This is a genomic window from Saccharopolyspora endophytica, from assembly GCF_018070075.1.
Lineage (GTDB): Bacteria > Actinomycetota > Actinomycetes > Mycobacteriales > Pseudonocardiaceae > Saccharopolyspora > Saccharopolyspora endophytica.
In genome coordinates, this window is the sequence record NZ_JAGPXE010000001.1 from 13,901 (window position 1) to 37,949 (window position 24,049).

22 protein-coding genes and 1 tRNA gene are annotated in these 24,049 nt (G+C 70.2%); 5 read left to right on the forward strand and 18 right to left on the reverse strand.

Annotation, left to right across the window (positions count from 1 at the left end):
• Nucleotides 1-49 precede the first annotated feature (49 nt).
• A complete protein-coding gene (locus tag KBO27_RS00065) occupies nt 50-1,270 on the forward strand; it encodes an arginine deiminase (protein WP_210967992.1) in 1,221 nt (406 codons plus the stop codon).
• A gap of 271 nt (nt 1,271-1,541) precedes the next feature.
• The gene (locus tag KBO27_RS00070) at nt 1,542-2,102 is read left to right on the forward strand and encodes a ferritin (RefSeq protein ID WP_210967993.1); all 561 of its coding nucleotides are present in this window, start codon (nt 1,542-1,544) and stop codon (nt 2,100-2,102) included.
• A gap of 27 nt (nt 2,103-2,129) precedes the next feature.
• Here KBO27_RS00070 and KBO27_RS00075 read toward each other — a convergent pair whose 3' ends face one another.
• The 15 genes from KBO27_RS00075 to KBO27_RS00145 all read right to left on the reverse strand — a co-directional run bounded on the left by KBO27_RS00075 (nt 2,130) and on the right by KBO27_RS00145 (nt 16,144).
• Complete coding sequence (locus KBO27_RS00075) at nt 2,130-2,657, reverse strand: hypothetical protein (protein WP_210967994.1); 528 nt, start codon at nt 2,655-2,657, stop codon at nt 2,130-2,132.
• Nucleotides 2,657-3,235 carry a SigE family RNA polymerase sigma factor gene (locus KBO27_RS00080; protein ID WP_372448803.1) on the reverse strand — a complete coding sequence of 193 codons (579 nt, stop codon included), beginning with the start codon at nt 3,233-3,235 and terminating at the stop codon, nt 2,657-2,659. The genes KBO27_RS00075 and KBO27_RS00080 overlap by 1 nt, the downstream gene beginning before the upstream one ends.
• Nucleotides 3,236-3,491: 256 nt before the next feature.
• The gene (locus tag KBO27_RS00085) at nt 3,492-4,439 is read right to left on the reverse strand and encodes a DUF5926 family protein (RefSeq protein ID WP_210967996.1); all 948 of its coding nucleotides are present in this window, start codon (nt 4,437-4,439) and stop codon (nt 3,492-3,494) included.
• A 24-nt stretch (nt 4,440-4,463) separates the two neighbouring features.
• A complete protein-coding gene (locus KBO27_RS00090) occupies nt 4,464-5,249 on the reverse strand; it encodes a glycerophosphodiester phosphodiesterase (protein ID WP_210967997.1) in 786 nt (261 codons plus the stop codon).
• A gap of 51 nt (nt 5,250-5,300) precedes the next feature.
• Complete coding sequence (locus KBO27_RS00095; protein WP_307870167.1) at nt 5,301-6,212, reverse strand: DUF4328 domain-containing protein; 912 nt, start codon at nt 6,210-6,212, stop codon at nt 5,301-5,303.
• Nucleotides 6,209-6,565, reverse strand: a complete 357-nt coding sequence (locus KBO27_RS00100; protein ID WP_372448804.1) for a rhodanese-like domain-containing protein — start codon at nt 6,563-6,565, stop codon at nt 6,209-6,211. Before KBO27_RS00100 ends, KBO27_RS00095 begins: the two co-directional genes overlap by 4 nt.
• A gap of 168 nt (nt 6,566-6,733) precedes the next feature.
• Entirely contained in the window at nt 6,734-8,356 is a 1,623-nt protein-coding gene (locus tag KBO27_RS00105) for a monocarboxylic acid transporter (protein ID WP_210968582.1), read from the reverse strand.
• Between the two features lie 5 nt (nt 8,357-8,361).
• On the reverse strand, nt 8,362-8,712 hold the full coding sequence (locus KBO27_RS00110) for a DUF485 domain-containing protein (RefSeq protein ID WP_132685910.1): 351 nt from the start codon (nt 8,710-8,712) through the stop codon (nt 8,362-8,364).
• A 314-nt stretch (nt 8,713-9,026) separates the two neighbouring features.
• Complete coding sequence (locus KBO27_RS00115; protein WP_210967998.1) at nt 9,027-10,769, reverse strand: sodium/solute symporter; 1,743 nt, start codon at nt 10,767-10,769, stop codon at nt 9,027-9,029.
• 115 nt (nt 10,770-10,884) lie between these two features.
• Entirely contained in the window at nt 10,885-11,289 is a 405-nt protein-coding gene (locus KBO27_RS00120) for a hypothetical protein (protein ID WP_210967999.1), read from the reverse strand.
• Nucleotides 11,290-11,299: 10 nt separating this feature from the next.
• Nucleotides 11,300-12,136 (reverse strand): LytR/AlgR family response regulator transcription factor, encoded by an 837-nt coding sequence (locus tag KBO27_RS00125; protein WP_210968000.1) that lies wholly within the window; start codon nt 12,134-12,136, stop codon nt 11,300-11,302.
• 301 nt (nt 12,137-12,437) lie between these two features.
• Nucleotides 12,438-13,349, reverse strand: coding sequence for a S49 family peptidase (locus KBO27_RS00130; protein WP_210968001.1), 912 nt, complete (start codon nt 13,347-13,349; stop codon nt 12,438-12,440).
• A 9-nt stretch (nt 13,350-13,358) separates the two neighbouring features.
• Complete coding sequence (locus KBO27_RS00135; RefSeq protein ID WP_132677624.1) at nt 13,359-14,612, reverse strand: histidine kinase; 1,254 nt, start codon at nt 14,610-14,612, stop codon at nt 13,359-13,361.
• Between the two features lie 167 nt (nt 14,613-14,779).
• Nucleotides 14,780-15,631, reverse strand: coding sequence for an Fpg/Nei family DNA glycosylase (locus KBO27_RS00140; RefSeq protein ID WP_210968002.1), 852 nt, complete (start codon nt 15,629-15,631; stop codon nt 14,780-14,782).
• A 75-nt stretch (nt 15,632-15,706) separates the two neighbouring features.
• Nucleotides 15,707-16,144: a DUF983 domain-containing protein gene (locus KBO27_RS00145; RefSeq protein WP_246536075.1), complete on the reverse strand. Its 438-nt coding sequence runs from the start codon at nt 16,142-16,144 to the stop codon at nt 15,707-15,709.
• A gap of 248 nt (nt 16,145-16,392) precedes the next feature.
• Here KBO27_RS00145 and KBO27_RS00150 point away from each other — a divergent pair, with 248 nt between their 5' ends.
• Nucleotides 16,393-16,791: a PPOX class F420-dependent oxidoreductase gene (locus KBO27_RS00150; protein WP_210968004.1), complete on the forward strand. Its 399-nt coding sequence runs from the start codon at nt 16,393-16,395 to the stop codon at nt 16,789-16,791.
• A 103-nt stretch (nt 16,792-16,894) separates the two neighbouring features.
• Nucleotides 16,895-16,967, forward strand: a tRNA-Gly gene (locus KBO27_RS00155).
• A 116-nt stretch (nt 16,968-17,083) separates the two neighbouring features.
• On the opposite strand, the gene msrA is transcribed toward KBO27_RS00155, so the two are convergent.
• Together msrA and KBO27_RS00165 are read right to left on the reverse strand one after the other, a co-directional pair.
• A complete protein-coding gene (gene msrA / locus KBO27_RS00160) occupies nt 17,084-17,740 on the reverse strand; it encodes a peptide-methionine (S)-S-oxide reductase MsrA (RefSeq protein WP_210968005.1) in 657 nt (218 codons plus the stop codon).
• Between the two features lie 20 nt (nt 17,741-17,760).
• On the reverse strand, nt 17,761-19,170 hold the full coding sequence (locus KBO27_RS00165; RefSeq protein WP_246536076.1) for an acyltransferase family protein: 1,410 nt from the start codon (nt 19,168-19,170) through the stop codon (nt 17,761-17,763).
• 221 nt (nt 19,171-19,391) lie between these two features.
• Here KBO27_RS00165 and KBO27_RS00170 point away from each other — a divergent pair, with 221 nt between their 5' ends.
• The gene (locus KBO27_RS00170; RefSeq protein WP_210968006.1) at nt 19,392-20,645 is read left to right on the forward strand and encodes a hypothetical protein; all 1,254 of its coding nucleotides are present in this window, start codon (nt 19,392-19,394) and stop codon (nt 20,643-20,645) included.
• Nucleotides 20,646-20,713: 68 nt separating this feature from the next.
• On the opposite strand, the gene KBO27_RS00175 is transcribed toward KBO27_RS00170, so the two are convergent.
• On the reverse strand, nt 20,714-23,935 hold the full coding sequence (locus KBO27_RS00175) for a glycosyltransferase (protein ID WP_210968007.1): 3,222 nt from the start codon (nt 23,933-23,935) through the stop codon (nt 20,714-20,716).
• Nucleotides 23,936-24,049: the final 114 nt, after the last annotated feature.

A 24,049-nucleotide genomic window follows, 5' to 3' on the forward strand; every position in this document is an offset into this window, starting at 1 on the left:
ATGAGCGTGATCAGCGACGATTCTGTTCGTCCGGGCTAGGCTTCGGGATGTGACTCGACCGCACGTCCAGAGCGAAGTCGGACCGCTGAACTCGGTGGTGCTGCACCGGCCCGGTTCCGAGCTCAAGCGCCTCACGCCGCGCAACAACGACCAGCTGCTGTTCGACGCGATCCCCTGGGTCGACCGGGCGCAGGAGGAGCACGACGCCTTCGCGGAGGTGCTGCGCGGACGCGACGTCGAGGTGCTGCTGCTGCGCGACCTGCTCACCGAGGCGCTGACCGACGCCCGCGCGCGAGCCGCGGCCGTGCACGCCGGTGTCGACGAGCTCCGGCTCGGCGGCGACGTGGCGGACGCGCTGCGCTCGCACCTGTCCGGCGTCACCGACGCGGCGCTGGCCGAGGTGCTCATCGGCGGCATGACCTTCGAGGAACTGCCGCACGCCGAAGGCGACTCGCTGGTGCGGCGGATGCACCGCCCGCACGACTTCGCCATCGAACCGCTGCCGAACCTGCTGTTCACCCGCGACTCGTCGGTGTGGATCGGCGACCGGGTGGCGATCGCGGCGCTGGCGATGCCGGCCCGGCGGCGCGAGTCGGCGATCACCGACCTGATCTACGCCTACCACCCGAGGTTCTCGCACGCGGCCCGCGCGTACGGCGCGCACTCAGCGCCGGTGGAGGGCGGCGACGTGCTGCTGCTGGCCCCCGGCGTGGTCGCGATCGGCGTCGGCGAGCGCACCACCCCCGCGGGCGCCGAGTCGCTGGCCCGCTCGATGTTCGCCGACGACCTCGCGCACACGGTCCTGGCGGTGCCGATCGAGCAGACGCGCGCGTCGATGCACCTGGACACCGTGTGCACGATGGTCGACCGGGACGCCGTGGTGATGTACCCGGCGATCCAGCACTCCTTGCGCGCCTACGCGCTGCGCCCCAAGGATGGCGAGCTGGACGTGTCCGGCCCGGAACCGTTCCTGGACGCGGCGGCCCAGGCGATGGGGATCGACCGGCTGCGGGTCATCGACACCGGGCTCGACCCCGTCACCGCGGAGCGCGAGCAGTGGGAGGACGGCAACAACACGCTCGCGGTCGCGCCCGGCGTGGTGGTGGCCTACGAGCGCAACGCCGAGACGAACGCGCGGCTGGAGGAGGCCGGCATCGAGGTGCTGCGCATCAGCGGTTCGGAACTGGGTTCCGGCCGGGGCGGCCCGCGGTGCATGTCGTGTCCGATCAGCAGGGCACAACTGGGTGACGCAGGAATCCCGGCCACCTGATCGGGCGAACATTTCGGGTGTGATCGAGAACAAGTCGAAGATCTTCGGGCGGACAGATTCGCGGACGTGTATGCGTTCACTCGGCCGAGAATCCGCAACCGCCCGCATCTTCCCTGCTAGCGGCGCCTCTACCAGCGAAAACAGCAAGGTATGGCTTGGCTTTATTTATTGAGGCAAGCCTTTCTTCAGCCGCCGGAGAACTAAGGCTACCCATATCATAATTAGGTTTGCCTGGAATGTAACTGGACCAATTCAAGGTTATATTGATGGCATGGCTGTCACCGCGAAGAAGATTCAGCACAAGGAATCGAAGTTCGAACACCTGCTGCAGGAACAGGTCAAGAACGAGTTCACCGCCTCGCAGCAGTACGTCGCGGTCGCGGTCTGGTTCGACGACAACGATCTGCCGCGGCTGGCGTCGCACTTCTACAAGCAGGCGCTCGAAGAGCGGAACCACGCGATGATGATCGTCCAGTACCTCATGGACAACAGCATCAAGCCGCAGATTCCGGCCATCGAGCAGGTCCGCAACGACTTCTCCGAGACCCGCGAGCTGATCGCGCTGGCCCTGGAGCAGGAGCGCGAGGTCACCCGGGAGATCGAGACCCTGGCCAAGACCGCCCGCGACGAGGGCGACTACCTCGGCGAGCAGTTCATGCAGTGGTTCCTCAAGGAGCAGGTCGAGGAGGTCTCCTCGATGTCCACGCTGCTCAACGTCGTGGACCGCTCCAAGGGCAACCTCTTCGACGTCGAGAACTTCCTCGCCCGCGAATCGGTGGGCGACGAGGGCACCGACCCCACGGCCCCCAAGGCCGCCGGCGGCGCGCTCTGACGCCCCGTCCCCATCACCCCGGGTGGCTCAGCCGCTCGGGGTGATGTGCATTTCGCTGGGCGGGGTCTGCTCCGACGGCGCGGGCTGCTGAGACGTCTCCGGGTCCGGCTGCTGGGAGGTCTCCGGATCCGCCGACTGGGAAGGCGCGGTGCGCAGGATCGACGGGTCGAACGACTCGCTGACCGAGGGGTCCGGCTCCTGCGGGTTCGACTGCGGCCACCGGGTGTCCGGCTGCGACGGCGGCGGGAGGACGTGCCCGCTGTGCGGCGGCGCGACCGACCCGCTCGACGGCAGCGGAGGCGGCACCTGCGGGCCGGGCTGCTGGACCACCGGCGGCCGGGCGGGCTGCAGCGGCGCGGGCTCGTGGCTGACCAGCGCCACTCCCCCGCCCACCAGCAGCGCCGATCCGATCGCGGCGGCCGTGGCGGCGAGCATCCCGTTGCGCTGGCGGCGACGACGCGCGGCGGCGACCAGCGACCACTCCGCGCCGGTGCGGACCGGAACGTCCAGCCGGTCGTCGCGCAGCAGGCGCTGCAGCTCATCGTCCAGATCCATCACACGTCACCTCCCTCGACGGTCTCGCCGAGCCGCTTCCGCAAGGAGGTGAGCGCCTTGCTCGCCTGGCTCTTCACGGTTCCGCAGCTGACGCCGAGGGTCTCGGCGATCTCCAGTTCGGAAAGACCTTCGTAGTAACGCAGCACGACCACCGCGCGTTGCCTCGGCGGCAGATCGCGCAGCGCCTGCCAGATCGGCTCGTTCTCCAGCCGGTCCTGCTGCGGGATGGCCGGGACGTCGGGGAACTCGGCGAGCAGCGTCTCACGACGGGTGCGGCGCCAGCGGCTGATGTGCGCGTTCGCCATCGCCTTGCGCACGTAGGCGGTGGGGTCGTCGGTGGTGCGGCTGATCTTGTTCCAGCGCGCGCCGACCTTCTCCAGCACCGTCTGCACCAGGTCCGCGGCATCGTGCGGATTGCCGGTGAGCGCGTGGCCGTAGCGCATCAGCCCAGGCAGAGCCACCCGGACGAATTCGGCGAAATCGTCTTCTGTCGCAGCCATGTCCCCCCGGCGCGCCTGCCCAACAGGTACTCCGGACGCCTCGGCAGCGGCCGGCACGGCAGGCGAGTGCGCGGTCACCCCTCCACCCCCTAGACGCCGGGTACCACTGTGGGGGGATACGCACCCCGCCGCCACCTCGTTGCCCTGGGGAATGGAGATCACTCGAACGGAGCACGTGGCGCTTCTGCTGCGAAGTCGCTGTGGTGGGTGGGTCGACTCCAGTGACACGACTCTGTGGTCGTTCTGCTCGGCGGTGCCAGAAGCGGAACCTGAGCGGCGGTGCAAGCTGCTCAGGTGGGGTACTGCGAAACCGGCTTCGCCGGTTGCCTGACGGTCAGCGGATGGTGACCTGGCGGCCTCGCAGTCCGTCTCGGGCTCGTCGCTCCGTGCTGGTCAGGGGCTCGTTCTCGAGGGAGGCGAGGGCTTCGTCGATGCGCCGGCCGAGGGCGACGGCCGGTTCGTCCCACTCGCGGGCGTGCAGTTCGCGGTCGAGGTCCCAGACCGGGACCAGCAGGCCGTGCGCGCGGAACGAGCCCGCGTAGCGGCTCTCCTCGCCGAGGGCCAGCTCGCCGCGGGCCGACAGCCGGGCCAGCGCGGCCAGCAGCTGCTCCTCCGGCTCGGGGCGGACCCAGCGCAGGTGCGCCTTCTCGCCCGCGTCGACCCAGTACGCCGAGGTCACGCCCTTGAGGCGGTCGGTGGGCATGATCGCGGCGTTGGCGCGTTCCAGCGACAGCGCGACCTCACCGGCCGGGTCCACGTCCCCCGGCAGCCACCAGCTGAAGTCGGCGTGCAGCTCGACGTCGAGGGCGGCGTCCGGGTCGATCAGGTCCTGCAGCCGGGTCGGAACGGAACCCGCCTCGGCGGTTTCCGGGCCCACGACCGACAGGGACTGGCCGGTCTCGGCCTCCTGGACCCACTCGATCGCGCGGGCCACGTCGCGGCTGATGTCGCCGGAGTGCGTCTGCACCTGGAGACCCACGAAGCGCACGCCGTCGTTGCGGTGCAGCGCGGCGGCCGCCATCGGCAGCACCGTCGCCAGCGTGATCTCCGAGCCGTCGCGCATCGGCAGCTTCGCGATCGCCGACGGGACGAACTCGCGCAGGGCGACCAGCTCGCACTCGGCTGCCAGGCCCTCGAACGGCCGGGTCACGATCACGTCCGCCGAGCCACCGGCCTTGCCGTGGCACGCCTTGTAGCGCTTGCCCGACCCGCACGGGCAGGGCTGGCGGGGACCGACGGCGCCTTCGGGCTGGGCTGGCTTGGTCGCGGCTCGCTTCGACACGGCTGTTCCAATCGCTGGCGGTGACTACCCCGTGACGCTACCGAATTTGGCGGAATCGGGATCAGCCAGGTGGAGCCGGGTTCCCTCGGGCGAGTTCGTCGCGAGGTACCGCACGCCCGCGCTCCGGCACAGGTCGATGTCGGCGGGCGCGTCGACCGTCCAGCAGTAGGTGTCGCGTCCGAGCGCGGCGGCGCGCGACACGAACCCCGGGTCGTCGCGCAGCAGCCGCACGTCCGGTCCGGCCAGGTCCGCCCACGGCGGCAGCACACCACCTCGGCGGGTCCCGGTGAACCGCGAGAACAGCAGCACCGTCGGCACCCGGGGCGCCGCCTCCTTGAAGCGGCGGACCGCCGCGGGTGCGAAGGACATCATGAAGACCGGGGAGTCGCGCGGGTCGTCCGGCGCGGCCAGTCCGTGCCTGGCCAGCAGCGCGACCAGCTTGTGCTCGACCAGACCGCCGTAGCGGACCGGGTGCTTGGTCTCCACGAACAGCCTCGTCGGGCGCCCGCTCGCGCGGACCATGCCGAGCAGCTCGTCCAGGGTGAGCACGCCGTACTCGGCGGCGGAGCGGCCGAAGTCGACCTCGGCCATCGCGGCCACGGTCAGCGCGCTGACCACGCCGCGTCCGCTGGAGGTCCGGTCGATGCGGCGGTCGTGCACGCAGACCAGATGACCGTCGCGGGTGACCCGGACGTCGCACTCCAGGGCGTCCGCGCCCTGCTCCAGCGCCAGCTCGTAGGCGGACCGGGTGTGCTCGGCGCGGTGCGCCGACGCGCCCCGGTGCGCGACGACCTCAGGAATCTCCGCCACACCACCAGTATCCGGACCGGATGCGAACACCGCCGTCACGTGTGACCCACCTCAGCGGCGGGCCGTGTCCGGGCGCGCGGCACGCGGCGGCGGAGGAGCGGCGCGGACCGCGTGGACCCGCTGCCGGCTCAGCTCGGCCGGGTCCGGCGGCAGCAGCAGCCGCATGAAGTGGTCGATGAGCCGCGCGGTGACCACCGCCAGCACCGTGACCAGCGCGTTGTTGACCGCGTGCAGCACGACGCCGTCGGCCAGCGCCTGGACCCCGTCGCGGAACGTCCAGCCGAAGGTGAGCAGGCCGACCACCACGGTCGCCGCCCACAGCGCCCACCAGAACCGGACCCGCAGGCTCGGCCACGGGCGCGCGTCCCTCTCCCGATCGCCCTCGGCGACCAGCAGCGAGTGCTCCAGCTCGGCCACGGCCGCGCCCGGGATCAGCAGGTTCGCGCCCGGGATCAGCACCCCGGCCACGACCTGCCAGTCCGGCCGGGCGCTGCGGACGCCGATCCGCTCGGCCGCCGCGGCCCGCGCGCGCAGGCCCCACAGCACGACGAACACGCCGGTCAGCACGCCCATCAGCACCAGGATCAGGCCTGTGGTGCCGACCAGGGCGTCGGAGATCGCCAGCACGGTCCGCGAGAGCGCCTCACCCCTGCTGAACAGCAGCAGGACGTAGCGCCACGCCTCGGCGAAGGTCGCCAGCGCCGCGACGCCCGCCGTCACCCACAGGGCGGCGATCGCGGTGGCGGCGGTGGTCCCGGCGCGTTCGGCCTGGTCGACCCGGCTGTTCGTGGGCAGCGCCAGCGGCCAGCGCCAGGCCAGCAGCGGGAAACCCCAGCGCGGAGGCGCCGGGTAGGACGGCGGGCCGGTGTACGGGCGCGGCCGTCGCCGCTGCCTCGCGCGGCGCGGACCGCCGGGCGGAGTGGCTACCCACTCCATCCGGTCGTGCTGGGGCGGAGGCGTCACAGCACGTACGGCTCGCCGTCGGACTCATCGGACACCAGCGGGCGGCCGATGGCCGACCAGCCGTTCATGCCGCGCTCGACGTTGACCGCGTCCCAGCCGTTGGCGTTGAGGTACGCGGTGACCTTCGCCGAACGACCGCCGGAGCGGCACACCACGTAGAGCTGGTCGGCCTCCGGGATGTCGTCGAGTCGCTCGACGAGCTTGCTCATCGGGATGTGCACGGCCTCGGGGGCGTGCCCGGCCTGCCACTCGTCGTCCTCGCGGACGTCCAGCAGCACGCTGCCCTGCGGCAGCTTCTCGGGCAGTTCCGCCGGCTCGACGCCGGGCACCTGTCCAGGAGGTGGAGTAGTCACGCCCCCGATGCTGCCACGCCGGGCGTCTCTTCGGTGTGAGGGTGCGGCCGGTTTTGTCCGAACCGTTCATGATCGATGTCGCGTCCGCCGGTCGGACCGCCCCTGCCTCGAACGACGCGCCCCGGACCTGGGCAGGTCCGGGGCGCGTTCGTCACGAGGTGGATCAGGTCAGTGCTGGACCGCCTTCTCCGCGCCCGCACCCGTGAGGGAGCGGACCTCCATCTCGGCGTACTTCTCACCGCCGTTCTCGTCCTTGCTCATGATCGTTCCGAGGTAACCGAGCAGGAACGACAGCGGGATCGACACCAGGCCCGGGTTCTTCAGCGGGAACAGCGCGAAGTCCATCGACGGGAACATCGCCTCCTCGCCACCCGAGACCGCCGGCGAGAAGATGATCAGCACGATGGTGATCGCCAGACCGCCGTAGATGCTGAACAGCGCACCGGTGGTGTTGAACCGCTTCCAGAACAGCGAGTACAGCAGCGTCGGCAGGTTCGCCGAGGCGGCGACGGCGAAGGCCAGCGCGACCAGGAAGGCCACGTTCTGCCCGTTGGCCGCGATGCCGCCCAGGATCGACACGACGCCGATGACCACCGCGGTGATCCGCGCGACGCGGACCTCCTGCTGCTTGTCGTCGACCTTGCCCTTCTTGATCACGTTCGCGTAGATGTCGTGCGCGAACGAGGCCGAGGCCGTGATCGTCAGACCGGCCACCACCGCCAGGATCGTCGCGAAGGCGACCGCGGAGATGAAGCCCAGCAGCAGCGGACCGCCCAGGTAGGAGGCCAGCAGCGGAGCCGCCGAGTTCACCCCGCCCGGGGCGTCCTTGATCGCGTCCGGCCCCACCAGCGCGCCGGCGCCGTAACCCAGGACCAGCGTGAACAGGTAGAACAGGCCGATCAGCCAGATGGCCCAGACCACCGAACGACGCGCCTCCTTGGCGGTCGGCACGGTGTAGAAGCGCATCAGCACGTGCGGCAGACCGGCGGTGCCCAGCACCAGGGCGATGCCCAGCGAGATGAAGTCCAGCTTGCTGGTCTCCGTCTTGCCGTACTGCGCGCCCGGGTTGAGCACCTTGTCGCCGGCGACCTCGGCCGCGTGGCCGAGCAGCGCCGAGAGGTTGAACCCGTACAGGCCCAGGACCCAGATCGTCATCACGAAGGCACCGGCGATCAGCAGCGCCGCCTTGATGATCTGCACCCAGGTCGTGCCGCGCATGCCGCCGACCAGGACGTAGAGGATCATCAGCGCGCCGACCACGGCGATCACGATGGCCTGCCCGCCCTTGTCGGTGATGCCCAGCAGCAGCGCGATCAGGCCACCGGCACCGGCCATCTGGGCCAGCAGGTAGAAGAAGCTCACCACCAGCGTGGACAGCGAGGCCGCCGTGCGCACCGGGCGCTCCCGCATCCGGAAGCTGAGCACGTCACCCATCGTGTAGCGACCGGTGTTGCGCAGCAGCTCCGCGACCAGCAGCAGGGCGACCAGCCAGGCCACCAGGAAGCCGATGGAGTACAGGAACCCGTCGTACCCGTTGACCGCGATGGCGCCCGCGATGCCGAGGAACGACGCCGCCGACAGGTAGTCGCCGGAGATCGCGATTCCGTTCTGCGGCCCGCTGAACGCGTGCCCGGCGGCGTAGTAGTCCGAGGCGGTCTTGGTGTTCCGGCTCGCCCGGAACACGATCACCATCGTGACCGCCACGAAGATCGCGAAGATTCCGATGTTCAGCAGCGAGTTGCCGCCCGCCGCTTCCGCCGCGAGGGGCTGGGTGGCGGAAATTGCCTGCATCGAGCTCACTTGCCGCCTCCCTCAACGTTTTCCCGGATCTTTTCGGCGACCGGGTCCAGGTTCTTGTTGGCGTAGCGGACGTACCAGGTCGTGATCACGAAGGTGGACACGAACTGAAGCAGGCCGAGCACAAGTCCGACGTTGATGTTGCCGACCAGCTTGATGCTCATGAAGCCGTGCGCGTAGTCGGCGAGCAACACGTACACGAGGTACCAGACCAGGAACAACGCCGATACGGGGAACACGAAGTTGCGCAGTCGCTTGCGCAGTTGGGCGAATTCGGGACTGCTTTGCGCAGCGGCCCAGGTTTCGGCGTCAATACCGGACCCGGACCCGTTTTGGTCCGTGGCGCTCACGGCTCTCCTTCCACAAAGAAAGGCTCAGCCTCGCGTTATCGCCAAGCATGAGCCTGAATCACACAACGCCGGAACGCTACGGAACCTGACGCAACGCTGGGTAGGCCCGTTGGGAGTATGCGTGCTAACGATCGAGTGAAGTTGACACCTCAACAGCACGCAACGAATTGTGCCGATTGAGAAGCTTTTCATTCGTACGGAGTATTGATCCTCCAACAAGCGACTGAGTTGTCGACGGTAAGTAATTAATTGCGATGTCAACTACACGATTGGCCGCATGGCTCACGCTCAGCGGAACAATTGATTCCGCGGTCTCAGCGCTCGTGGCGGCCGTGCTTGGAGACCGGCTCGGTGGTCGTCCTGCTGTCGACGAAGCCCAGCCGGTCCGGCGCGTGCAGCCGCAGCATCAGCCGCGAGACACCGCCCGGCACGCGCGCCCGGGTCGCCAGGCTGACCAGGTAGGTCACCGCGAACGCCAGCGGCACCGTGAACAGCGCGGGCTGCGACGCGAGCTGGGCCCACCAGCCGGCGTGCCCGGCCAAGTGCGAGGCGGAGGCCGAGATCAGCACCAGCGACCCGCCGGTGACCATGCCGCACGCCGCTCCGGCCGCGGTCAGCCCGCGCCACCAGATGCCCAGCACCAGGACCGGGCAGAACGTCGAGGCGGCCATCGCGAATGCCAGGCCCACGCTGCGCGCGAGGTCGTGGTCGTCCACCGCCAGCGCCAAGACCACCGGCACCGCGCAGGACAGCACCGCCGCCGACCGGAACCGCATCGTCCGGCCCCACAGCACGTCCCGCGCGGACAGCACCCCTGCCAGGCTCATGACCAGGCCCGACGAGGTGGACAGGAACGCGGCGAACGCGCCCGCCGCGGTGATCGCGGCCAGCACCCCGCCGACCCAGTTGCCCAGCATCGCGTGCGGCAGCAGCAGCACCGCCGCATCCGTCTGGCCGGTGACCAGCAGCTGCGGCACGTACAGCCGGGACAGCAGCCCGAAGATCGTCGGGAACAGGTAGAACGCCCCGAGCAGTCCCAGCACGTAGAGCGCGGTCCGGCGGGCGCCCGCGCCCGACGGGTTGGCGTAGAAGCGGGCCAGCACGTGCGGCAGGCCCATCGTGCCCAGGAACGTCGCGATCAGCACCGAGTAGGTCTCCAGCAGTCCGGTCAGCCCGTCCTGCTGGGGGCGCAGCCAGCTCGCGTTGTCCGGCACCGCCCCGGTCACCACCGGAACGGCCGCGCCCGCGGGGAAGCGCAGTTCGCTGCCCGCCGGCACCGGGTGCTCGCCCGGCTGCAGGTACATCGCGCCCGGCTGCCCCGATTTCTCGGCGGCGGTGAGCCAGACCGGTTCGCTCACCTGGAGCACCACGTCGGTCTCGACGCGAACGGCGGTGTCCTGCTGGAAGAACGGCGTGCGCGGCTCGTCCAGCACCTGCTGCTGCCCGCCGACCAGGAACACCATCAGCAGCGCGAACGCGGGCAGCGTGATCGCGAACAGCTTCACCCAGTACTGGAACGCCTGCACCAGCGTCACCGCGCGCAGCGCGCCGCTGACCACGCTGACGTGCACGATCAGCGCCACCACGATGATTCCCGCGTGGTACTCGAACCCGACGATGGCGGCCAGCGTCATCCCGGCCGCCTGCAACTGCGGCACCAGGTACAACCAGCCGATGACCACCACGATCACCGTGGACAGCGAGCGCAGGTCCAGCGAGTTCAGCCGCGCCTCGACGAAGTCCGGCATCGTGTAGGCGCCGGATCGGCGCATCGGCGCCACGACGAACAACATCAGCGCCAGGTAACCGGCCGCGAAACCGATCGGGTACCAGAGCGCGTCGACGCCGTCCTTGAGCACCAGGCCCGCCACGCCCAGGAACGACGCGGCCGACAGGTACTCGCCGGAGATGGCCGCGGCGTTGCGCTCTTCCCGAACCGGCTTGCGAGCGGCGGAGAAATCGGTGGTCCGGGCCGAGCGCGAGCCCCACAGGCCGATGCCCAGCGTCGCGACGACGATCAGTACGACGCCGCCCAAGGACCACAGATTCGAGAACATCTCACCCGCCCACCTGGCGCCTGAAGAGTCGCACCCACCTTACGCAGCGCAGCGAACGCACCCGAAGCAGCTCTCCGAAAGCCGTACCGGCGCGCAGGACCTCCGGATCAGGCGGTCACTCCTCCAGCATTCCCAGGAAGTCCTCTTCGTTTCGCTCGGCTTTGCGGGTGAACAGCAGGCCGATGACCACGAGGAACGGGTAGGCCAGGACGCCGAGGACCAGCCACGGCAGCCGCAGCCCGAAGACCTCGAAGTCACCGAGGGACGGCACCGACCAGAACGCCAGCGGCAAGCCGAGCAGCACCGCGCCGACGACGCCGGACAGCAGCAACGCCGCCCGCAGCTGCTTCTCGACGAGGTCCCTGACCAGCCCCTCCAGCGCTCCGGTCTGCTCCTCGACCTCGACGCGGACCCGGGGGACGTGCGGTCCGCGGCGGTCGGCGAGCACGACGCGCTTGCGCCTCGGCCGGGGCGAGTACTCGCTCAGCCGAGCGCGGACGTCGAAGCCCTCCGGGCTCATCCGTTCCCGCTCACTGCTGGCCCCAGTTTTCGCGCGGCGCCTTCACCAGGCGGTCCTTGAGCTCCCTGGTGTGCCTGCGGGACACGGGCAGTTCTTTGGGCGGCCCGCCGCCGAGGACCACCGAGTAGCCGGACGAGGACATCCGCAGTTCGGTGACCAGCGCGAGCGAGACCAGGAACGACCGGTGGATGCGCAGGAACCCGGCTTCGCCCCAGCGCTCCTCCAGCTGTGCCAGCGGAATCCGGACCAGGTGGGAGCCCTCGGTGGTGTGCAGCCGCGCGTAGTCGCCCTGCGCCTCGACCCAGCGGACCTCCTTGCGCGGGATCATCCGCGTGGTGCCGGCGAGTTCGACCGGGATGACCTCGTCGTCCTCGGGCGTGGGGGCTTCGAGCGGCTGGGGTGAGCCGTTCTTGCCGGACTGCTGCTTGTTCTTCTCGATGCCGCGCAGCGCGCGGTCGACGCGGTCGGCGTTGGCGGGCTTCATGATGTAGTCCAGCGCCCCGACCTCGAACGCCTCCAGGGCGTTCTCCTCGTGCCCGGTGATGAACACCAGCGCGGGCGGGTTGCGGAACGCGGTGAGCACCCGGGCCAGTTCCATCCCCGACAGCCCCGGCATCGAGACGTCCGCGAACACGGCGTCCACAATGGACTCGTCCTCGTCGCGGCGGCCGATCAGCTCCGGATCGTCGCTGCGCAGCAGTCGAAGCGCCTCGGCGGCGTCGAACGCCGTCAGCACCCGCCCGACGCGAGGGTTGCTGCCGAGCAGGAATTTCATCTCGTCAAGTCCGGCCCGCTCGTCGTCGACGGCGAGGACGACGAGCCCGGCGGGGTTCTCTCGTGTACTCAATGCAACGCCATATCGTGCCGCGCCTTCGGCGCACTGTCCATGTCCCGATGTCCCATCCGGCCTCCCGCCGATCCCGCGAACGTGGCCGCAGAACCCTAGTTGTTAGCGCAGCACGAGGGTTCTCCACGAGGGGCCGGAGACAAGAATCTGTCCCGCGAAGCCGATTTTCGCCCGAATGGATCAACGCACAGGGCTGATCGAGCGAGGGGCCCTTGCCCGAACCGGATCAGTTCTGTCCGCAACACCGCGCACAACGGGTCCCCGCCGAGTCTTCCCCGGCAGGGACCCGAAGCACAAGCCTCTACAGGCCGAAACGATCCCACATGGCGCGGTGTTCGAGCGCATCGAGCCCGGAAACCAGGTTCGCCACGGGGTTTCTGGACACGCCCGAGGACATCCCGAGGCGCGCCAGCAGCGGTTTGCGGCCCTCCACGGTCTGCACCTGGGCGTTCGGGTACTTGCGCTCGATGATCTCGCGCAGCGTGCCGACGCCGTCGATCAGACCGAGCTCAGCGGCCTTCGCGCCGGTCCAGACCTCACCGGAGAACAGCTCCTCCTCGCTGCCGGACAGCTTGTCGCCGCGGCGCTCGCGCACCCAGTCCCGGAACTGCCCGTGCAGCTCGTCCTGCAGGCCGCGCAGCCACTGCACGTCCTCGGCCTTCTCCGGGCGGAACGGGTCGAGCCGCACCTTGTTCTCACCGGCGGCGTAGACCCGGCGCTCGACACCCAGCTTGTCCAGCAGGCCGGTCATCCCGAAGCTGGCGCTGACCACGCCGACCGAGCCGACCAGCGAGGTCTGGTGCGCGTAGATCTCGTCGGCGGCGCAGGCCAGCCAGTACCCACCGGAGGCCGCGACGTCCTCGCAGTACGCCATCACCGGAACGTCCTTCTCCGCCGCCAAGCCGCGGATACGGTCCGCGACCAGCGCGGACTGGGTGGGCGCACCGCCCGGCGAGTTGATCGACAGCACCACCGCGCTGAGGCGGTCGTGCGAGAACGCCCGGTTGAGCGCGGAGTCCACGTTCTGCAGCGAGATCGAGGGCCGCCCCATCGGCGACGGCTGCGGCGTGATGACGCCGTGCAGCTTGACCACCGCCACGACCGGGCCGCGCTCGTTCATGCCGGGCAGCTTTCCGCTGAACTTCTCGGTCAGCTCCTTGGGCAGCTTGGCCGTGACCGCGTCGACGAACTTCTGGGGTGCCTTCTCGTCCATACCTCGACGCTACCGGCCCGCGGCGGGTCCGGCGGCCAAACCCACGCCGGGCTCGTCCACGGGCGCCAGCGGCTCGGGCCGGACACCGGGGGCGAACTTGGGCACGCGCATGATGACCTTCATGCCGGCGCCCTTCTCGGTCTCCACCACGAGCCCGTAGTCGTTGCCGAAGGTGGCGCGCATCCGGTTGTTGATGTTGCCCAGACCGACGTGCGCGCCGGTGAGGTGGGCGTTGGCGAGCTCGGCGTCCAGCAGCTCCGGATCCATCCCGATGCCGTCGTCGTCGACGCTGATCAGCGCCTCGGAGCCGTTGTCCTCGGCGGTCACCGAGACCGTCCCGCCACCGGGCTTGTTGGCCAGGCCGTGCCGGACGGCGTTCTCCACCAGCGGCTGCAGCGCCAGGAACGGCACCACCACCGGCAGCACCTCGGGGGCGATCTTGAGCTGCACGTTGAGCCGGTCCGGGCCGAACCGCGCGCTCTCCAGCGTCAGGTACCGGTCGATGTTGCGGATCTCGTCGGCCAGCGTCGTGTAGAGCCCGCTGTTGCGGAACGAGTAGCGGGTGAAGTCGGCGAACTCCTGCAGCAGGTCGCGCGCGTGCTCCGGGTCGGTGCGGATCAGCGAGGAGATCGTGTTCAGCGCGTTGTAGATGAAGTGCGGGGAGATCTGCGCCCGCAGCGCGCGCACCTCGGCCTGGGCCAGGCGCTCCTTGGACTCCTGCAGCTCGGCGAGTTCGAGCTGGGTGGACACGTGGTGGGCGACCTCGGCGGCGGCGCGCAGGAGCCGCTTGCGGTCGCCGTCGGCGATGACCGTCAGCACCCCGCGGACGTGGCCCTCGACCTCCAGCGGCACCACGGCCGCGTGCCGCATCGGGCACGGCCGCTGCTCGCAGACCACGTCGCCGTGGTCGAGGAAGTCGCGCTTGCCGGTGCGCAGCACCTGCTCGATCTTGGTGCGCAGGTCGGCGTAGTGGTGGTTGGCCTCGCCGTCCCAGGTCAGCAGGGTTCCATCGCCGTCGACGATGCCGACGGCGACGCAGGCCAGCAGTTCCCGCAGATGCGGACCGGTCTTGTCCGCCGACTCCTGGTTCAGGCCCTCGCGCAGGTAGGGCGCCGCTCTGGTCACCCGGTGCAGAGCCGCCAGCGTGGCGTCCTCCACCGATGTGCTCACCCGACGCGCCCGGCACAACAGCACGAACATGCCCAGCACGGCGAGCGCAGCGAGCGTGGTCAGGACCGTCCGCTCTGTCAACAACTCCGCCACAACATCAATCTGCACGAGCGGCACGCTGTGAATCAAGACGGCTACGGCCAGTGCGGGGTTTCCGTCGGTGAACGGTACAGATCCGTTCCATTCAGCGGAATCCGCTCGCCCGTTCGGCAGGCACGGCCTGTGCACAACCCCAGCAGTTGTCCACAACCTGTGGACAACTATTTGAGCAGCCGGGACATCCTGCGATCCGCCAGCTGCTTCCCACCGGTCTGGCACGTCGGGCAGTACTGCATCGACCGGTCAGCGAAGGAGACTTCCCGAACCGTGTCACCGCACACCGGGCACGGCAAACCGGTGCGGCCGTGCACCCGCATCCCCGACCGCTTCTCCGCCTTGAGCCGCGCGGCGTCCTGGTTCAGCGAACGCTCCACCGCGTCGCGGAGGATCTCCTGGACGCAGGTGTGCAGCCGGGTCACGGCCGCGGCGTCGAGCCTGCCGGCCGTGGCGAACGGGGAGAGCTTGGCGGCGTGCAGGACCTCATCCGAGTAGGCGTTGCCGATTCCCGCGATCGTGGACTGCTCGGTGAGCACGGTCTTGATCCGCTCGGTCCGCCCGTCCAGCAGCGCGGCCAGCCCGTCGGCGTCGAGCTCCAGCGCGTCCGGCCCCAGCTTCGCGATCCCGGGGACCACGGCCGGGTCGTCGACGATCCAGGCGGCGAGGCTCTTCTGGGTGCCCGCCTCGGTCAGGTCGAAGCCCACGCCGCCGAGGTCGACGCGCAGCGCGATCGGCCCGCGGCCCGGCTTCGGCGGGGTCGCGGCGAGCTTGTCCGACCAGCGCAGCCAGCCGGCCCGCGCCAGGTGGCAGACGAGGTGCAGGCCACCGCAGTCCAGGTCGAGGTACTTGCCGTGCCGGACCGCACCGGTGACCTCGCGTCCGTGCAGCGCGGTCCACGGCGGGTCGGCGGTCTTGAGCACGCTCATCGAGGCGACGTCCACGCGCGCCACCGTCCGCCCCACGGCGTGGTCGCGGAGGTGCTGGGCCAGCGCCTCCACCTCGGGAAGTTCGGGCACGACCCCAGTGTGCCGCAGAAGAGGAGCCGCGCGGCGGTGTTCACCAGCAGCGGCGCGCGGCGCACCGCCGGAGCCTCACTCGGTCGGCTGGAGCCTGCCGTTCATGTCCGGCTCCGCGTACAGCTCGATGTGGCGGGCCACCTGCGAGACCTCGGTGCGCACCTCGATGAACCCGCGCACGACGCCCACCCAGGTCTCCGGCGGGTTCTCGTCGGCGTCACCCGGGGTGGACGCGGTGAGGGTCCACGGGCGGTGCAGCACCCAGCGGATCGGGAAGAACAGGATCGCGCACACGATCACCGCGATCAGCCAGGTCGGGATGATGACCTCGGCGGGCGTCCAGGCGATGAACACCACCACCAGGGCCGCGAGCGCCCCGCCCACCACGATCGCCGGCGTCGAACCGCCGTTGACGTCGTGCTCGAACTCGTCCACCACGATCGGGTTGGACCACTCCAGGTTCGCCCTGATCGTCCACTCCCGGCCGTCGGAGCCTCGAACCACCCGGTTCATCGTCGCCTCCCCGCCCACCCGGGCTGGTCACTCGAACGCCAACTCGCCACTCGAACCACACCTGTCACCGAGCGTGGTGCCACGGTACCGCTCCTGTCATCGGCCCGGAGGGTGATGGCACGCACGGAACGGGCCACCCACACCCCGCTCATTGTCGATCATGTCCGGTGCCCGAGCCAACCCTCCGGGCCGGAAACAACCCGGCCGAACCACTACGCTCCGAGCACATCTGATTCGGGAGGTGCCGGATGGACGTCGACGAGGCCCGCGAGCTGATCCGCGACCAGCACCGCGCGGTGCTGGGAACCCCGCGCACCGACGGAACACCGCTGATGACACCGGTCCTGGCGACCGTGGACGAGCAGGGCCGGGTGGTGATCAGCACCAAGTCCGGTTCGGGCAAGGTCCGCAACCTCCGCCGCGACCCGCGCGCCTGGCTGTGCGTGCTGCCGGACGCGTTCTTCGGGCGCTGGTTCCAGGTCGACGCCGACGTCGAGATCGTCGAACTGCCCGAGGCCCTGCCGCTGCTGGAGGACTACTACCGCTCGATCTCCGGCGAGCACGAGAACTGGGAGTCCTACCGCGAGGCCATGCGCTCGGAGAACCGGGTGCTGCTGCGGCTCACCCCCACCCGCGCGGTCGGCTGACCGGACGCGGGAGGGGACCCCCGGTGAACGGCCTCCGAACCGTGGGCTAAAGTATTCACCAACAGCCCACCGGGGGCGGAAGTCACCGGGAGGCGATGAATACGCGGATGTAGCGCAGCTGGTAGCGCATCACCTTGCCAAGGTGAGGGTCGCGGGTTCGAGTCCCGTCATCCGCTCGCAGCAGTGGGGCCGAGGTTGTCAACCTCGGCCCCACTGCTTTTTTCACGACTAGGGGACGGACCCCGCCTCCAGCACCCCGCCGTTCTCGCGCTCAGCGGGGTGCTCGGGGTGGTCAGCTCTCGACGCCGAGGCCGATCGGGCAGGAGACGCCGGTGCCGCCGAGGCCGCAGTAGCCGTTGGGGTTCTTGGCATCCGAGAGGTACTGCTGGTGGTAGCTCTCGGCGTAGTAGAAGTCCTGGAGCAGGGCGATCTCCGTGGTGATCTCGCCCTTGCCCGCCGCCGTCAGGGCCTGCTGGAAGGCTTCGCGGCTCGCTTCCGCTTCGGCCTTCTGCTGGTCGTCGACGCAGTAGACGGCCGAGCGGTACTGGGTGCCGAGGTCGTTGCCCTGGCGCATGCCCTGGGTCGGGTCGTGGTTCTCCCAGAACTCCTTGAGGACCTGCGCGTAGCTGATCTTCTTCGGGTCGAAGACCACCAGGACGGCCTCGGTGTGACCGGTCAGCCCGGAGCAGACCTCTTCGTAGCTGGGGTTCGGCGTGTAGCCGCCCGCGTAGCCGACCGCCGTGGTCCACACGCCCTCGGTCTGCCAGAACACGCGCTCCGCGCCCCAGAAGCAGCCCATGCCGACCACCGCGGTGGCCAGGCCCTCCGGGAACGGCGGGACGATGCGACGGTCCGGGAACACCGCGTGCCGCTCGTCCACCGGCATCGGGGTGTCACGGCCGGGCAGCGCCGACGACGGGTCGATCATCTTCAGCTTCGCACCGAACATGTTTCCAGGGTACGCGGTGGTCACCGGCGATCCAGCCGGTTGGGATCGCCGCGGCGGCCGGCCTCCGGCGGCATCGGCCGGCGCGCGTGCCTGCCCTGCGGCGGCTCGTCGATCTCACCGGACAGCCGCCGCGACAACGGCGACTCCTCCGGCGGCAGCCGACGCGGGAACCCCCGGTCCGGCGGGAACGCCCGGCCCGGCGGCGGCCCGACCGGCCGCTGCGCACCGCCCACCGGCGGGTGCGGCGGCGCGAGCCGGGGTCGCTCGGGGGGCCGTTGAACCGCCGGTTCGGGCAGAGGCAGCGCCTTCTCGGTCGGGAAATCCTCGGGATCGGGTTCCGGTTCGGGTTCGCGCTTCTTCTCGGGCGCGGGATCGAAGAGGTGGCGCAAGCGCATCGTGGGGTCCTCGACGTACTTCCACGACAAGGTACCCAGGACGTAGGCGATCGGAGCGGCGCAGAGCAGCATGAGCCACTGGTCACCGATCCCGGCCATCGCCAGCAGCTGCTGCACCGGGAAACCCCAGACGTACACGCCGTAGCTGCCGTTGACCCACACGCCCGGGACCGTCAGCCGCGCCGGCCAGAAGTGCCCCGCCACGATCACCGCGTAGCTGACCGCGAAGGCCATGAACGCCGAGGCGGTGATGTTGTTGCCCATCACCACCAGCACGACCAGGCCCGCGCCCGCGGCCAGCGGCGACAGCGGGATCCGGTAGAGGTTCAGCAGCACGCCCAGCGCGAAGGCCACCAGGAACGCCACCAGCGACTCGACCGGAACGCTCAGCAGCGAACCCGCCGACTCCGCGCCCGGGGTCTGCTCCAGGTGCCGGTCCCAGGCGATCAGGCCGATCAGCGTGACCACCGTCAACCAACGGAAGTCCTTCTTGGCCGTGCCCAGCAGCAGCAGCGCGAACAGGCCGCCGTAGGCCAGCAGCTCCATCGGCAGCGTCCACAGCGAGCCGTTGACCGCGTCCGGCCACGGGTTGTCCTCGAACACCCCCGGCAGGTCGTGCCGCAACGTCAGCAGACCCGCGTTGTTGACGATGTAGCCCCAGGTCTCGTGCGCGCGGAAGTACTCGCCGAGCGGCAGCGCGGTGATCATCGGTCCGACGATCAGGGCCATGCCGACCGACACCGTGAGCATCGGCGGCCACAGCCGCAGCACCCGCTTGACCGCGAAGCGCAGCGCGTGCGGATCGCGCATCCAGCTCTCGGTGATCTGGAAACCGCTGAGCGCGAAGAACCCCATCAGCACGCCCTCGTCGGGCTGCACCGGCCATTCCGGCGGGAACAGCTCGCCGCTGCCGACCAGCGGGGAGCTGTGACCGTAGATGACCAGCAGCGCACCGATCATGCGGATCCAGGCGAAGCCGTGGTTCGGGGCGGCGAACAACTCAGGGCGAGCGTGCACGACGCGCGCAACACTCAACCCGGATCACCCCATCGATTCGCGCCCGACTCGGACGTCAACGCTGCGTAGCCTAGCCGGGGCCCCCGCGGTTCGGGACCCTTTACAACCCGGACACCCGTCCGGACCAGACCGCAGACCGTATCGTTATTCGGCCGGTGCACCGCGAACGTGTCGCTCAGTGCCAGAATGGCGTCGTTCGCAGCAGCGGCGTTCATGGAAATCCGGAAAGGGCGCTATCGGTGACCTGGCAAGACGAGTTGCAGAACCTCGACGCCGAGCTCGCGGCGGGACGAATTTCCGCCGAAGAGTACCGACAGCGCAGGGACACCGTGCTGGGCAGGGCGCAGGGCGGCCAGACCGGGCCACCGCAGTCGAACCCCGACGGGTTCCCGCAGCAGGACCAGACACAACAGGCTGATCCCTCGTCCGGGGGGTTCCCGCAGCAGCAGCCCGCCCAGCAGCAACAGCAGCCGTCGAGCCCGTTCCCGCCCGCGTTCAGCTGGGGCGACGCCGCCAAGCAGCAGCCGCAGCAGCAGGGTGGCGACGACGCCACGCAGGTCGTGCCGACCCCGTTCCACCAGCAGCACCAGCAGCAGCCGCCCGCGGACTCCAACAGCACCCAGATCGTCAGCGTTCCGCAAACCCCGCAGCAGCAACAGCAATGGGGCCAGTCGCAGCCGCCGTGGGCCGGTCAGCAGCAGGGCCCGCAGGGCTGGGGCCCGGTGGAGACCACCGGCACGCCGTGGGGCGATGACCTGCCCGGCTCCGGCGATTCCGGCGAGGCGTCCTGGATGCGGCAGGGCCCGGAGGTCTTCGAGTCGGCGGGCAAGTCCGGCAAGGGCAAGCTGATCGCCGGTCTGTCCATCGGTGCCGTGCTGCTGGTCGTCGTGATCGTCGCGGTGGTCTTCTACTTCACCAGCAGCAGCGGCGGCGGCCGTCCCGAGGGCGAGACCGCCGCTCCCCCGCCGCCCGCGCCGACCACCTCGCAGCTGCCGGCCCCGCCCGCGGCCAAGGCCCCGCCGGCGACGACGCAGGAGGTGCTGGTGGCCGCGAACGGCCCGGCGCACCCGTGGGTCGGGCTGCTGGACCTGCCCAACCTGCAGGGCGCCAAGGGCGGACTGCTGCAGCCGAAGACCGTGCTCGACACCGCCTTCCAGAACGGCCTGGTCGAGGGCTGGTTCAACGGCACCGAGGGCGCGCAGCCGAAGACGACGCTGCTCGCGCTGAAGATGCCCGACACCAACGCCGCCCAGACCGTCGTCGAGAAGTACCTGGCCGCGCAGCAGGGCCTCTCCGAGATGGAAGACCTCTCCTACCAGGGCGTTTCGGTGGTCTCCACGGGCGCGACTTTCCGCACCGCCTACGTGGCGCACAACTACGCGGTGATCATCGACGTCAGCGGCCCGCCGGAGCAGAAGGACGCGGCCCAGCAGTCCTTCAAGGCCGTCCTCGACCAGCAGCTCACCCAGACGCCGCCCACGGTCACCGAATAACCCGCAGCACGCGAACGGCCGCTCCCCTCGAACTCCGAGGTGAGCGGCCGTTCTTCTTGCTCGGACCGTCAGGCGGTGGTGTCGAGCTTGGTGAGCAGCGACGTGAGCGCCGTACGCGACGCCGCCGGGCCGAACTGGGCCTCGATGGCGGTGCGGCCCGATTCTGCGAGGGCCGACCAGGTCTCGTCCTCAGTGAGGAGCCGGGTCACCGCGACGGAGAAGGACTCCTCGTCGTCGGCGACCAGGACGTCCTGCCCCCGCTTGAGGTGCATGCCCTCGATCGCGACCGACGTGCCCACCACCGGGACACCGACCGCGAGGCTCTCGCCGACCTTGCCCTTCACCCCCGCGCCGAAGCGCAGCGGTGCGATCGTGACCCGGGCCTGCGCGTAGTGCGGCTCCAGCGACTCGACCCAGCCGTGCACCTCGACCCCCGGCCCCTGCAGGGCTCGGACCTCGTCGGTCGGGTTGCTGCCGATGACGTGCAGGACCGCGTCCGGGCACTGCTCGCGGACCAACGGCATGATCTCGCGGGCGGCCCAGCGGGCCGCGTCCACGTTCGGCGGGTGGTCGAAGCTGCCGACGAACACCACGTCGCGACGCCCCTCGACGTGAACGGGCGCGCGGTCGACCTCGTGCACGTTGGACAGCACCCGCACGTCGGCCTCGGGCACCAGCTCGCCCAGCAGCGTGCGCTCGGTCTCGGAGACCACCAGCGTCACGTCGCAGGCCCTGGTCAGGCCCAGTTCCATCTGCTTGGACGCGAACGCCTTGCGGCGCAGCGACTCCGCGCGGTCGGTCCTGCCCTGCCGCTCGGCGAGCTCAGCCTCCCGCTCCAGCCGCAGGAAGTGCACGTCGACGGTGTCGTAGGCGATGACGGCCTGCGGTGCGCGGGTGCGCAGCTCCTCCACCAGGCTCCACGCGACCTGCGGGCGCGACAGCAGCGCGAGGGAGATCTCCGACCCGGCCTCGTGCAGGAACGCCTGCTGGAGCTCCGGCTGCGGCAGCACCGTCACGCCGATCTGCTGCAGGTTCTCGGTGTAGGGCTGCAGCGGCGCGTGGTTGGCGGGGAAGAACACCACCCGGTACCCCAGCTCCACCAGCTGCTGCAGCACCCGGAAGATCCGCACCGAACCCGAGTCGAAGTCCGGCCGCGGCACCTGGTGGTCCTTGACCAGCACGATCGGCCCGTGGTGACCGCGCGCGCCGCGCTGGCGCGCCAGCCACAGGTTGCGCGGAGACGCCTCCGGGAGGTGCTCGGCGCGCAGCACGTCCGCCCACTTCTCGACGAAGACCTGCCGGTTGAGCTCCTGGTGCTTCTTCACCCCGGAACCGATGTCGGTGCCGTTGGAGACGCCTTCGTGGTGCACCACCACGGCCTTGGGCTGCACGACGGTGCGGTAGCCGGCGGCGCGGATCGCGAACGCCAGGTCGGTGTCCTCGTAGTAAGCGGGCGCGAACCTCGTGTCGAAGCCGCCGACCTGGCGGAACAGCTCCTCGCGCACCAGGATCGCCGCGCCGGAGCAGTAGTCGACGTCGCGCAGCACGGCGAACTCCGCGCCGCTGCCGTCGGTTCCGCGGCCGTAGTTCCAGCCGTTGCCGTCGGCCCAGACGATGCCGCCGCACTCCTGCAGCCGCCCGTCCGGGTACACCAGCTTGGCGCCGACCAGTCCGATCCGCGGATCGGAGGTGATGGTGTCGACCAGGACGTCCAGCCAGGACTCGGTGACCTCGGCGTCGTTGTTGAGGAAGAACAGGTACTCGCCGCGCGCGTGCTCGGCACCGAGGTTGCAGGCGCCGATGAACCCGAGGTTGCGCTCGGCCCGCACCAGCCGCACGCCCTCGCAGGCGGCGAGCTTCTCGGCGCTGTCGTCCGGTGAGGCGTCGTCGACGACGATCACCTCGAACGGCACCGACACCAGGTGGCCGCCGAGGAACCGCAGGCACTGGCGGGTGTAGGACCACTTGCCGTGCACCGGGACGATCACGCTGACCAGCGGCGTCTCGCTGAAGGGCACCGGCAGCGGCCCGTTCTCGGCCTGCTCGGCGACCGCCGGGACGCCGGGCTTGCGGCCCAGCGCGATCTCGTAGGCGTCGCGACGGGTGGTGCCGCGCGGGGCGACCCGCTCGACGACCTGGCGGTACTTGCCGACCGCGCGCTGCACCAGCGCCGAGTTCTGCGCGGACAGCTCGGCGTTCTCGGCGGTGAGCCGCTCCGCGCGGCTCTCGGCGTCGGCGAGCTTGCCCTCGAGGCGGGCGGCGCTGTCGCGCAGCCACTCCACGCGGGCGGCGTCGCGCTGCGCCTGCAGACCGCGTTCGCGCAGCTGCTCGCGGAGTTCGGCGAGCTCCCGGTTGTGGACGTCGGCGCGCTGCTCCTCGGACTTGCGCAGCTCCTCCAGCCGCGCGATGGCGCCCTTGAGCTCCTCGGCCTCGTCGCGACTGCGCTGGTAGAGCTCGTTGAGCTTGGCCACGTCGGCGACGGCTTCGTCGCGCTGCTCGATCAGCGCGGCCGTGTCGCCCGTGCGGGCCAGCGTCAGCTTCGCGTCGGTGAGCACCGCCGCCGCGGGGAGCTTCGGCAGGTGCTTGTCGGAGGCCACGCCCAGCAGGTAGGTGTGCGGGACGCCCTGGCTGACCGCCCAGTCGCCGGCCTCGTTGCGCTCGATGGTCTGCAGCCGGACGCCTTCGATCGCGGTGTCGCGGTCGCCGTGATCGGCGGGCACCACCAGCGATCCGACGGTGACGTTCTGCTTGAGCACCGCCACGTGCCGGAAGGACTCCTCCAGCATCGACTCGTACTCGCGGGCGCTGAGCTCCTTGACGTGGAACGGGTTGTCGTTGCCGTGCTCGTGGCTGTAGACGGCGGTGTCCGGGGTGCTGGACAGGAACAGCCCGCCCTGCTTCATCCGCGACCGGACCAGCCGCAGCACCGCCGCGTGGTCGGCGACGTGCTCGATGGCCTCGAAGCACACCACGACGTCGAACGGCTTGGCGTCGGCCAGCAGGTCGGGGTCGGTGATCGAACCCACCTCGAAGCTGACGTCGCGGCCCGCGTAGTTGTGCCGGGCGTGCGCGATGGTCCGCTCGTCGATGTCGACGCCGACGACCTCGGCTCCCCCGGCGGCCAGCAGCGCGGCACCGTAGCCCTCGCCGCAGGCGAGGTCGAGGACCCGCTTGCCCCGCGCGAACGGGGCTGCCAGGGCGTACCGGTGGTAGTGCTCGTAAACCACCTGCACGTCTTCGGTCCAGGGAACGCAGCGCTCCCCGGTCCAGTCGATCAGCCGCTCGTCCATGGGCCCCTCACCGAGTCGTGAATCCGCTCGCAGGTTATCGCCCCTCGGCAGGCTGCTGCCGTCGGTTCGGGCGAGGAACATGAGGACGTTCTCATCCCGGTTTCACCTGCGGTT

What these genes read in the sequence shown, in the direction of transcription:
- KBO27_RS00105 (WP_210968582.1), bottom strand. Translation starts at nt 8,356, where the DNA reads ATGCAGGCAATTTCCGCCACCCAGCCCCTCGCGGCGGAAGCGGCGGGC.
- KBO27_RS00070 (WP_210967993.1), top strand. Translation starts at nt 1,542, where the DNA reads ATGGCTGTCACCGCGAAGAAGATTCAGCACAAGGAATCGAAGTTCGAA.
- KBO27_RS00150 (WP_210968004.1), top strand. Translation starts at nt 16,393, where the DNA reads ATGGACGTCGACGAGGCCCGCGAGCTGATCCGCGACCAGCACCGCGCG.
- KBO27_RS00075 (WP_210967994.1), bottom strand. Translation starts at nt 2,657, where the DNA reads ATGGATCTGGACGATGAGCTGCAGCGCCTGCTGCGCGACGACCGGCTG.
- KBO27_RS00120 (WP_210967999.1), bottom strand. Translation starts at nt 11,289, where the DNA reads ATGAGCCCGGAGGGCTTCGACGTCCGCGCTCGGCTGAGCGAGTACTCG.
- KBO27_RS00115 (WP_210967998.1), bottom strand. Translation starts at nt 10,769, where the DNA reads ATGTTCTCGAATCTGTGGTCCTTGGGCGGCGTCGTACTGATCGTCGTC.
- KBO27_RS00175 (WP_210968007.1), bottom strand. Translation starts at nt 23,935, where the DNA reads ATGGACGAGCGGCTGATCGACTGGACCGGGGAGCGCTGCGTTCCCTGG.
- KBO27_RS00145 (WP_246536075.1), bottom strand. Translation starts at nt 16,144, where the DNA reads ATGAACCGGGTGGTTCGAGGCTCCGACGGCCGGGAGTGGACGATCAGG.
- KBO27_RS00130 (WP_210968001.1), bottom strand. Translation starts at nt 13,349, where the DNA reads ATGGACGAGAAGGCACCCCAGAAGTTCGTCGACGCGGTCACGGCCAAG.
- msrA (WP_210968005.1), bottom strand. Translation starts at nt 17,740, where the DNA reads ATGTTCGGTGCGAAGCTGAAGATGATCGACCCGTCGTCGGCGCTGCCC.